This window comes from uncultured Nitrospira sp., from assembly GCA_902500695.1.
Taxonomy (GTDB): Bacteria; Nitrospirota; Nitrospiria; order Nitrospirales; family UBA8639; genus Nitrospira_E.
This window is the reverse complement of the sequence record CABVRQ010000066.1, coordinates 1-10,734: the sequence shown is the minus strand read 5'-3', so window position 1 is coordinate 10,734 and position 10,734 is coordinate 1. Positions and strand designations below refer to the sequence as shown.

12 protein-coding genes are annotated in these 10,734 nt (G+C 53.8%); 5 read left to right on the top strand and 7 right to left on the bottom strand.

Annotated elements, in window-relative coordinates; translation table 11 throughout:
* Nucleotides 1–45 precede the first annotated feature (45 nt).
* The 6 genes from AAH187_RS14695 to AAH187_RS14670 form a co-directional block, all read right to left on the bottom strand.
* Complete coding sequence (locus tag AAH187_RS14695) at nucleotides 46–855, bottom strand: carbonic anhydrase family protein (RefSeq protein ID WP_342349221.1); 810 nt, start codon at nucleotides 853–855, stop codon at nucleotides 46–48.
* A 726-nt stretch (nucleotides 856–1,581) separates the two neighbouring features.
* On the bottom strand, nucleotides 1,582–2,298 hold the full coding sequence (locus AAH187_RS14690; protein WP_342349220.1) for a DUF4410 domain-containing protein: 717 nt from the start codon (nucleotides 2,296–2,298) through the stop codon (nucleotides 1,582–1,584).
* A gap of 230 nt (nucleotides 2,299–2,528) precedes the next feature.
* Nucleotides 2,529–3,047, bottom strand: coding sequence for a peptidylprolyl isomerase (locus AAH187_RS14685; protein WP_342349219.1), 519 nt, complete (start codon nucleotides 3,045–3,047; stop codon nucleotides 2,529–2,531).
* Between the two features lie 471 nt (nucleotides 3,048–3,518).
* Entirely contained in the window at nucleotides 3,519–3,923 is a 405-nt protein-coding gene (locus tag AAH187_RS14680; protein ID WP_342349218.1) for a GTP-binding protein, read from the bottom strand.
* On the bottom strand, nucleotides 3,905–5,038 hold the full coding sequence (locus tag AAH187_RS14675; RefSeq protein WP_342349217.1) for a hypothetical protein: 1,134 nt from the start codon (nucleotides 5,036–5,038) through the stop codon (nucleotides 3,905–3,907). The genes AAH187_RS14680 and AAH187_RS14675 overlap by 19 nt, the downstream gene beginning before the upstream one ends.
* Nucleotides 5,039–5,042: 4 nt before the next feature.
* Nucleotides 5,043–5,756: a DUF4410 domain-containing protein gene (locus tag AAH187_RS14670; protein WP_342349216.1), complete on the bottom strand. Its 714-nt coding sequence runs from the start codon at nucleotides 5,754–5,756 to the stop codon at nucleotides 5,043–5,045.
* Between the two features lie 600 nt (nucleotides 5,757–6,356).
* Here AAH187_RS14670 and AAH187_RS14665 point away from each other — a divergent pair.
* The 5 genes from AAH187_RS14665 to AAH187_RS14645 all read left to right on the top strand — a co-directional run bounded on the left by AAH187_RS14665 (nucleotide 6,357) and on the right by AAH187_RS14645 (nucleotide 9,501).
* A complete protein-coding gene (locus AAH187_RS14665; RefSeq protein WP_342349215.1) occupies nucleotides 6,357–6,902 on the top strand; it encodes a hypothetical protein in 546 nt (181 codons plus the stop codon).
* A 37-nt stretch (nucleotides 6,903–6,939) separates the two neighbouring features.
* Nucleotides 6,940–7,410: a glycine zipper domain-containing protein gene (locus AAH187_RS14660; RefSeq protein ID WP_342349214.1), complete on the top strand. Its 471-nt coding sequence runs from the start codon at nucleotides 6,940–6,942 to the stop codon at nucleotides 7,408–7,410.
* Between the two features lie 35 nt (nucleotides 7,411–7,445).
* Nucleotides 7,446–7,970, top strand: coding sequence for a hypothetical protein (locus AAH187_RS14655; RefSeq protein ID WP_342349213.1), 525 nt, complete (start codon nucleotides 7,446–7,448; stop codon nucleotides 7,968–7,970).
* A gap of 371 nt (nucleotides 7,971–8,341) precedes the next feature.
* Nucleotides 8,342–8,587 (top strand): hypothetical protein, encoded by a 246-nt coding sequence (locus tag AAH187_RS14650; protein WP_342349212.1) that lies wholly within the window; start codon nucleotides 8,342–8,344, stop codon nucleotides 8,585–8,587.
* Between the two features lie 353 nt (nucleotides 8,588–8,940).
* A complete protein-coding gene (locus AAH187_RS14645) occupies nucleotides 8,941–9,501 on the top strand; it encodes a hypothetical protein (protein WP_342349211.1) in 561 nt (186 codons plus the stop codon).
* Nucleotides 9,502–10,154: 653 nt separating this feature from the next.
* On the opposite strand, the gene AAH187_RS14640 is transcribed toward AAH187_RS14645, so the two are convergent.
* Nucleotides 10,155–10,734 (bottom strand): hypothetical protein (locus AAH187_RS14640; protein WP_342349210.1); only part of this gene is annotated, 580 nt, incomplete at its 5' end.

Here is a 10,734-nt window from a genome sequence, read left to right as displayed (position 1 = left end):
CGGATCCGATTAATTGACGTCCGTATGCTGGAATTCGACTGTCGCTTAACGTGCCTCAATCAGGCGTCCTGAAGGGAGCTGAATCGGGCGGGCGTTGTGACCGATCGTGTTGACAAATCGCTGCACCTGCTGTTCAGAGACCTCCAAAGGCTCTTTCAGAATGATCCACTGGACCCCTTCAGAACACGGTGGTGTGGTCAGCGATCCGTGATAGGAATAGAAATGGCTCGTATTCTTTGGCAGCAGATCTTTTACGTTTAAGACCAGACCGGACCGTATGTCTTCCCCTTCGATCGGGATCCGATGCCCCAGTTTGTGTTCGATCCAGTTCCCGGCTTGATCCAGTATGGGATGGGTTTCACCAAACTGCATCAAGACACCAATGACCAGCAGGTGGCCTGACTGGTTTTGGTGGACCAAATGCATTTCTCCTGGATAGGCTTTTTCCTCAATGTGATGTTCGCTTGGATCATGAAAATGAAACTGGCGCAGTTCATACTCTTGACCATTGAACCGCACGGTACTCCCGGCCTTATAATTCACTTGGACGGTATGGCCGTTGTTCACCACATGGACGGGTGAGGACTGATAGTGAAACTCCAACGGGGACTGAGCCTCGGGATCATTTACCGTCACCACATTGATAGGTGACTGTTCCCGTCCCTTTTCGCACACCATGTATCCTGCATCCAGCATCCCCCAATGCTTCGGACCATCGATTCCCATGTAATCCCAATGGGCCTGATGTGAAGCATGAGGTGCGGAATCTTCCGCTGAAGCCGGAGTGTCTTTAGCGTTGCCCAGACCGGGAAAAAATACCAACGCTCCAAACAAGAGAACACGGTGCGCTATCATTCGGGAAGATATGATACCTTGATTCTTTCGACACATTTCAGCTCCTTTCATATCAGTATTTTAAGACCGCTCAAGCCTACTGTTGTTAGAGAGATCCGGCCGGATGGCATACAAAAGGTATCACCCTCATCTTCTTCTCCCGGTAAATGACTGAACTGGTAGACGTTACGTTGGGCAGATTCGGACGCTTGATCGAAGGCGTACCAGGCAGCACCCCGCCAAGACTCCGAGATGCAGAATGGCCGACAAGAGCCCAATGCCGGTTAGTCTCAGGCCTTGCCTGCGTGCAGGAATAATAATGGGCAGCTATACAGCAGCAGGGTCGCGCTCACCTTCTCCCTGGGCGGGCTTTGCCATCAGAGGGCGCAAGCCAACAGGCGATTCACAAGGAGAGTAATGAGGCTCCGGTTACGAATCCGACCATCAACTGGATAGGAGTCTGGGAGCTATACCCCCAGGCTTCCAGCGGCCACTGCGCCAAATGATTGGCGCGCAATGTTTGAGGGTATCTAGCGGTTTTTCTTATAGCTGAGATCGGCTTTCAGCATGGATTGACGAATTCTTGAGGAAGAAGAAAAATTGCTTTTGGTTTAATGAGCACTAACATTGTAGATCCTCATCCAGACTTGTGGTTGTTTTCCACATGTTCCAGGTCGACCGCAGGATCGGGGTGTGTGTTTGTTTTCGTCCAACATATTGTGGTTCGACCTGGGTGAGGACGAGGAGCTATTCGATCCAACGTTGATTCTGAAATTTTAATTTGAGTTGCTCGCCAAGCGCCTCGGCCGTTCGTTTGGCCGCACCCTCGATTTTAGTCCTGCCGGTCATCTCACCGGCTACTTTTGTCGTTCCCATGACCACGAGACCAATCGGGTTGGCGGTGGCAGCAAGGACCGCAAGAGGGACAACCAGACCCGGTGTTTTGCCTCCGGCGGAATCGAGCTTGGCTGTTCCGAGCAAGCGCGGGCCTTCAGGTGTCGTCTGGTAACCTTCCACGGTTGTTTGTAACTCTGCGGACCCTGAGCCGAATCCAAGCCCGAGGCGTTTGAGGGTACTGCCTTCTTCCATTGTTTCAAAATACCCAATAATCAAAAGGTCGTTGTTGCGTGGTACGATTTGGCTGTTCCCCTCCAATGCCGAAAGTCCCATCAGCTGAATTTTCGTAACCAGCTCTTTGGCGACGAGGTTCCCCAGCTCGCGACCGACTTTGAGTTCCTCCGGGGTCTGTTGCTGGCTGGGATCGGAATACCGTCCTGCTGAAACCGACCAGGCCGGAATATCGACAGGGGTGGCCGCGAACGGATAGACATAGATCCGTTCTGGCTTAGCGATCATGTCTCCGGCTTTAAGTTGGGGATGGCGCTCGGTCACCTCGGTTTTGGCGCATCCGACGGCCAAAGAGAGAACACACACCGCAATTGCGAAACGCGTGAACGCTTTCATGCCAGATCTCCCTTGAAGATGAGATGAATCCTGGTACCTGCACGTGTTGGTTCCTGGTACGAAACTGTAATCAAATCTTCCGTCATTGTATAGGCCTCGAAAGGGGCGGCTGGTTTTCAACGCTGTTCTGGAAAACCGTTTGGGTCTGTTATCAGGTGATCAGCACACATACTGCAGCAATCGGAGGTCCGGCAGCATGTGTGGAAAACACTCACGCGCCTTCCCCTTGCTCACGGCGCTCCATCCGCTTTCTTCGTGTCGAACGTCCGCCGGTTGAATTTGAGGCGTTGCTCTTCGATCCATCCAGACTCGATGTCCTGCTCGATCTCTTCGAAGTCGGGAGTGTGGCCAGGTGCTATCGACTCCACCCAGACGACATGCCAGCCCAATCCTGACTCGATCGGTGCTTGCCAGGAGCCTGGAGGTAACTGGAAGACCGAAGCGGCGAACCGGGTGCCGAAGATAGTGGACACCTGTTCCGGCGTTCGGTCACCGTAAGAATCCTGGAACATGAAGGAATCGGCCAGTGTTGCCGCGACGGGCGAGTTCGCGGTCTTCCCATCAAGCCGTCTACGCGCTGATGCGGCTGCCTCTTTTACCCCTGCGCCCAGCCGGTCCGGGGAAAAGTTGAGATGACGAAACGACACACGGGGGGGCGTGAAGCGTTCGCAGTTCTTCTCGAACCACGCCCGGAGTTCCTCGGTCGTGGAATCGAGAAGGGCAGAGAGGTCCTCGACGAGAAACTCCATCTTCTGTGCCCGTCGGCACTTGACGATGGTATCTCCCTTGTCCAGATCGAACGCAAGCGCTTCACGGTAGAGGATTTCCTCGCTGACCTTACGCTCGATGAGGCAACGCGGTCCTCCGGGGTGGGGGAATGGCGTCCTTGCGCAAGCCACGTCGCGCTGAGCCGGCGCAGATCGTCCTCGGTCAGAATAATGGGGTCGGAGAAATCGCGCCCGATCAATTCCTAGTGGAACGCGTGGTATCCGACAGATAACGCAACGCCATTCAATGTGAAGTGCAGCAGCGATTTACGGCTCTATCGCATGAGACGCGATGGAGCCCGCCCGCAGGAAGCGGACTCATCATGATTCAGGCCAATATGTCCTTCCAACTGCACCTCAGCATGCAATCCCGGACCGATCATTGGTCGGCAGCTTCGATTTCATAATTGGCGTAGCCGAACTCATTGCTGCGTGCCGCTCGGTGCTTGTCGTCTATCTTGTAGACGAACATTTCGAATGGTGTCCCTGCCACATCGACGAAGTAGCGCCCGTCGCGAATTTCATACTGCAGTTGGCGCCATGCGATAACTCATCCATGACATCCAGTCCCGACAGGGTCCCGTTCGTGAGACTGATAACTGCGCCGTTATTCTCAATGCCCACGACCGGATCGGCGTCGATATTGATGGCGCCGAAGTCGTTGACCAGCATTATCACACCTAGGTCGTGATCGTCGTTCAGGATGCGGTTGAGCCGTGTCGTCTTTCCTCCGCCAAGAAAGCCGGTGAGGACGGTCAGCGGAATCGGCTGCAGTTGGTCGTTCCTAACCCCTGCGTGGTGATCACGAATCGTGTCCCTCTGTTGATTCACTCTGCCCTTTAGAACAGAAACGCCCATACGAGCATAAGTCCAATCATTCCAGTATAGGTGAGTGGAAAGATCCATCGGCAACGACGGTCTATCCAGTCGCCTCGCTGGAGATCTCCCTGCTTGTCCGCTGCGCCACCGATCAAGTTGATTCCGACGGTGGCGGTCATGACCAACATACTGACATTGAGGAACCCATGCATGAACGTGAAGTAGGAGACATGCGGGAGGATGCCTCCCAGCATGATCTGGTAAGCCACCGCCGTGAGGATCCCCACGAAAGACACGCTCATGCGATCGCCTAACGAAGAGCGTTCCATCCAGAACACCGACCAGGAAAGCATGACGATCAGGAAAAGGGGTATCAGGACCAATCGGACCATGAAAAAAGATTTTCGCTTCATGTCGATGGTCACCACGAACGCGGAGCGGAGGTTCACCGCACCAGCAAGGGCGACGTCCATATTGCTAATCGATCCTTCGACGCCCTTCATCGTCCACTGCGGTACCATAATCGTTCTGTTGGGTGCGGACGCGGACGTGGGTGTTGCCACGAGCGCGACCTCGCCAGCGTTGAAGCCCAACACGTCAAAAACAAGTTCCAACCGTTGGCGATCGAACGGGTACCGCTGCATCTGAAGATTGACTTTGGCGACCGCGTCAACCGCCTCAATCAGCGTGCTGGTTCCATCCGGCTTGACGCGGAGAATCACCGCCCGGCTTTCGTACTGGCCGGCGGCGTTGAGAAGCGTAACCTGGGGATACCAGCCTGGCGAAATCTCATCGAACTGATAACCGCCTGAGTAAACCTTCTCGCTCACTCCCTCCCTGGCAGCGTCGAATGTCTGTCGTGCGTCTTGCCATACGAGCTGGAGGACTCCGGAGAACTCTACTGCCTCCGCTTCGTCGTGGATTGCGCTGATGTTGAGAAGATGAAACGAGGCGTGAACCATCACCGGCCCATCAACTTTCGGAGGGCCGAGTAGAAACGGTTTGGTTGTTGGTGGGCGACCTGACTCGTGACTGGGCTCGGCAACAGTCTGTGCCGCCGCAAGGTGCGCACAGCATGCAACTAGCACCACCCCGCATCCTAACGCGAGGCGACGTCCCAACCGACTGAGATTTCCGACTGCCAGGTTGGGCAATGGCTTAGTGGATCCATCCCTGCTCCTTGAATTTTCCCTCAAGGTGTTCGGCGATGGTCTCCGCCGTTCGTTTCCCTGTGCCCTCGATCGTATCCTTTCCGGACACCTCCCCATAGACTTTCATGCCTCCGCCGACAATCAATCCGATTGGATTGGCGGTGGCCGCCAGGACCACAATCGGTAAAGCCACACCCGGCATTTTATTGCCGCCCGATTCCACCTTCCCGCCTCCGAGTTGCCGGGGACCCTTGGCCGTCCACTGGTAGCCTTCCGCGGCCGTGCTGACTTCGGCCGATCCGGATCCGAACCCCAATGTCATTCTTTTGAGCCTGCTGCCTTCGTCAAACGTTCCAAAATATCCCACAATCAATAGGTCATTAATGCGGGGAGTCGTCTGTTTACTCGCCACCAAGGAGGTAAGACCCATTTGTTGGATTTTTGATACCAATTCCTCCGCGACGGTGAGACCCAATTCGCGTCCGATCTTGAGATGCTCCGGCGATGGGGGTTCGCCAGGAGGATCATGGTGTTTGGCCGCCGAGGACCAGTCCGGGAGATCTGCCTGGGTAGTGGCAAAGGGATACACATAAATGCGTTCCGGTTTGGGGAGTTTCTCCTTGCCGTACATCGGATGCGTTTCGGTGATCTTGGTAGAGGAGCATCCTGCCGCCACAGTCATGGCAAAGATAGCTAGGATGAGACCCGTGAGGGATTTCATGACAGACCTCCAGTGATTGAATGATTGTTGAATGTGTTCAATTTTTCGTCCGGGATCTCGCTGCAGGTCATTAAAAATTAGGAAGAATACTTTTTAATGGGTCCTAGTGACGGTTCAAAATGTATCAGGGAAAGCCTGTGAAATTTATCAGTGGGGCATTGTAGGTTAAGCAGCCCTTAAAATCGAGAACCTGCTATTAGAATTTTTGGGCTGAGCATTTTTTCTTACACTATTTTTGTGGGCCTCGGGGCGGAACATATTGTGGGGAGGACAACCATTGGCTGTCGTTCACCTGTTGGAGAGATGAGGAGTTCAAGTGCCGGTCAGACCATGGACTTTGTGACCGGATTTTTCAGGCGACAATTTGGATCAGGTCTTGCCACGAGTAGTCTGCGAACGGGCTGCAATTATTAATGATAAGCAATACGATACTGAACACGCTTTGTTTTTCCCAAAGAGCGACGTCGCTCCTTGATGGTGCTGTATGGAAAAAGGAGAATTTGTGATCCGGGGTGAGATGCCGCTTTTCCCATCGTGAGAAATTTTGGTATATTGACCCGCATTCGTTACATTTTTATCTATAACAAGGAGAAAGAATCCATGAAGCGATTGGTAAGTGGAATCGTAACAATGACAGTTCTCATGGCAGTCACGTTGGTGCTGAGCGGGAATGGGTATGCAGAAGATGGCAGCGTCAAAGCCATGTCTCCATGGAAAGGGGTAGGCTTTGCATTTCCGGTCGGGCCCGATCAAGTGTATATGGTGGCCGTATACAGTGGCGTGATGTTGATGGATGACGCCAAGGGAGCGCTACATGCGGCGTCGATCGTCTGCCCCGGCACCGTGGATGCCGATTTAAAACAGGGAACGAAAACGGGTTATGCCAAGTGCGTCATCACTGGAGAGCAGGGCAATCGTGTCTTTGCGGAATTCAATTGCACGGGTGATGTGGAAGGGTGCCGGGGGTTATTTAAGATCACCGGCGGCACCGGCAAATTTGCCGGCATTACGGGTGAGGGCGAAATGATTTCGAAGATCCAGGCGAGAGAAATTACCATGGTCAGCGGGGTTGAGTCGGCCCAACAACTCGGAGAGGGAGTCGCAATGTGGCCCAAACTGACCTATCATATTCCTGACATGAAGTAAGCGCTGAACGGAACATTCTCTAGATGTGGAGGCATTGATGCGTACATATGTGATTTTGGGTCTGAGGCTTGGATTGGGGTTGCTTCTTTCTGCAACCTTTGTACAGGCCCAAACCTTTGTGTTCCCGGAAAAGGGACAAAGTCCGGAACAGCAGGAACTGGACGACTTTACCTGTTTTAAGTGGGCCAAGCAGCAGACGGGCTACGATCCGGAACATCCGAATCTGGCTGAAGCGCCTCCTACTCCATCGGGGGGTGGTGGGCTGCGCGGAGCGATGGGTGGCGCGGCGCTCGGAGCAGTTGGCGGCGCCATCGCCGGCGACGCCGGTAAAGGGGCGGCGATCGGTGCTGCTGCCGGAGGGGGGATGGGCATGATGCGACAACGGCGGGCTGAGCGGGGGTATCAGGAAGAGGTTCAACAAGCCTCGGCGAAGAACCAGCAAACCCGGGCCACCTTTGACCGTGCGCATAACGTGTGTATGGAAGGCAAAGGGTACAAGATTGGTTAGGGCTGTTTGCCCTTGACCGAATAAAGGAGAAGACGATGAGGGTACAGCAGTCGTGTGTTATCCTGTCATGCGCGGTCATGCTGGCAGGCTGTGTGGGCACTCAGCATGGTGGGCGACAGCCATCGGGTTCTCCCGTCGACTATGCGCCGCCTCCACAGGCGCGGACCTTTGTGTTCCCGGAAAAGGGACAAAGTCCGGAACAGCAGGAGCAGGACGATTTTACTTGCTATAAATGGGCCAAGCAGCAGACGGGCTACGATCCGGAACATCCGAGTCTGGCGGCCGCGCCTCCTCCGCCATCAGGCGGCGGTGCGTTGATCGGCGCGATGGGGGGGGCCGCGCTCGGGGCTATCGGAGGGGCCATTGCGGGCGATGCAGGGATGGGAGCCGCCATCGGTGCCGCTGCCGGCGGCGGGCTTGGCATGATGGGACAGCGGGGGGCTGAGCAAGAGTATCAGCAGCAGGTCCAAGAGGCCGGAGCCCAGAATCAGCGCACACGGGAAACGTTTGATCGTGCCCATCGTACCTGCATGGAGGGGAAAGGGTATAAGGTTGGCTAAAGTGGAAGGTCACTGGCGACCTATCTTGGAAGAATATTCATCGCCCGGTGCTTCACCTTTTCTTTGACATAAGGCGGTCAATTCCCAATCGGTGGAAGCCCAGACTCATATGGTCAGGCAGATGGTTTGATCTTTGAGGATGCAGTCGTGCTATGGCGGCTCACGCTCCTCCTCAATCTCCCGGTGTGCATTTCTTGTCTGCTGCGTGGGGAAAAACACTCTAGGCTCTGTCCATTCGGGGAGGAGCTGAAAGTCGTTGTATCCCCGGTCATCGACGACCTTGGTGACAGGGGCAAAGACCCGTTATTGCGCCACCGTTACATCTTGTTCTTTCCCGTCTATGATCACACCGAGGCGGGCATATCGCCATCATGGTCCAGCACCGAGTACTACTTCACTCCGCTCTTGGTGCGACGGAATTTTGCTCAATCATGCGGCGAGGGACGCAGATGGATCACGGTGGGATCCAAGCTGACCGGTTTCTGCTTGAGCTGGAATTTGCGTGTGCCGCTGACCTGAGCCGTGATAAGCTCATAGAGTCCGCAGAGCATCTGCACCAAGAGCTTTCACGACCGGTGAGTATTGGCATGAGACAGGGACCAACGAGCGGGGGGTAGTCAGGTCCAGCTGAACCATTTCCCCTCGCCGCGCTTCAGTCCCCCTTCGAACTTCCCCAATGCATGGGACCATAAGGTTCGAGCAGTTTTGTTCATTGGGAGATCCCGAACAATCAGGAGCAGGGGGGACTCGAACCCGGAGGTTCCACTTCGTTCGACCTAAAAGTCTATTCATTGAATCGATTGCTGAGAGTTAACCATTCTGTAACAAGCTCTTGACCCGGCCGCAATAAGTTCCCGCTAGGCTAGGTCTCTCATATGAGAAAAACTTTTGTCCATACGACCGGAATCAATCTCATTCGGTGTGCGCCAACATGGTCACGACTTTTTGTTTAACACAAAGGAGAATGTTCATGAGAAAAGAGGTTATCGTACTTGGCATATTGGGACTCGTGGGTTTGCAGATTGGATGCACGGCATTACCAGGCTCTGATTTATTGTCTTCCAAATCGAATGGGACAAAGACGGTGACCACAAGCCAGCAGTTCGATGAAATAGCTGATAATTCGTCAAGTTACCTGGGGCAGGAAAAGAAGCTCGCAGGAGCCGTGGTGAGTATTGATCAAACGGATGAGGGGTATACGATCTTAGCTGAATGGCTACCCTATCCCAAAACGCAGCTTGAGGAAGGACCCAAAATCGGTCAATCCGATAGGAGTAGACATTTTCTTATTCGGTTTGTTGGGAAACGGGAAAAGGATTTTTACACCACTCGGGGGAATATCTTTCTTTTAGAAGGAACAGTCGAAGGAACAAAAAAGACACTGGTGAATGTCTTCGGTCCTCGCAAAGATCTTCTCTCTGTTAATGCAAAATGTGTCCGTATCTGGGAAACCGGACAAGACCCTGACAGCTCCAGCCAGAGAGATGTCGAATATCCTCCAACAAGAAATCGAACACTTTGCGCGGATTAACATGAGAGTCCCGATGGGTTGCGAATTGTACTCTTGCTCCATGCCATGAATAGGCCGCAAGGGGATGTTCCTCCTCCCTATACGGCGGGTAGGGATTTCCTTGGAATCTTAGTATCGGGGAACTCCATGCAGGGCCCCAATCCTGCCGGACCGGCGTACCCGACTTTTCCAATCCCCTCATGAAGATGGGGTGCAAAGAAGCGTGGAAATAAAATCGAACAAGGCTGAAAGCCTTGTAGCTTGGTTATTGAAGCCAGGAGGTTTACTCGACAACCTCACGTCTCCATCCGTGACCTTCAATGCATTTCTCCCTCATCATCTCTCCTGCGCCACTTTCATAGCGTTTTTGTCTGAGTTGATTTTGGGTACGGTATGGCGCGAGGTTGTTCAACATCATGAAAAAGTCTAATCAATTCCAAACAGGACCTTAGGTGATCGTCTCCATCAAATCCATTGAAAATGTGATCGAATACGAAAACCCGCCAGTCGTCCTTTGCCGGTGCGTTTCGGACTTTTTCTGGATTAAGCCCGCATGAGTTTGGCTTCTAGACTACCTTATGATGGGAGAGATTCATTTCCGGCATGAATGGTCGCGGTCCGGGTTTCGGGGCCTTTTCGCAAGAATCTTACGGCGTGCATCTGGCAGCAATGGCTCATCCCACCATAAACCAGATTAACAACAGCAAAAATGCGCTAGGAAAAGTTCCGCGAGCCACAAGGTCGATTCTTCGCGCATGGTGATCGTGACCGTGAGCGGCAAGAAATCCTGTCACGATCACCGTGATCAACGCCAGGAGCACGAGGAGTGTACTCCCGACGGTGAAATAGTCCAGGTGTGGCATGTACGGGAGGCGGGGGAGCAGGCTGGCGAGGACAAAGCGATGAGCAATCAGGGTCAGAATGGAACTCGTCGCCACGGCAATCCGGACGCCGATGTGCTCTCGTCCGACCCAGAAAGCCGCCCACGATATTATGACCACGACCGCCAGTGGTAACACCACCTGCCAGAGGTAATACCCGACATAGCGTTTGGCCTGGAATTGAAAAGAAAAGCCTGCGCTATGAATTTCTTTAATCGGGCTGTAGGGGGCCACGACCGCTTCGAACCACAATATTTTCCAATCCGCCAATGACAGCGTGTCTGCCATGGACCCGCCACGAAAACTTCTGACGGACTCCGGCTCAAACGTCAATTCGTCGGCCTGATAACCGGCCGCCACAAACTGGATCATG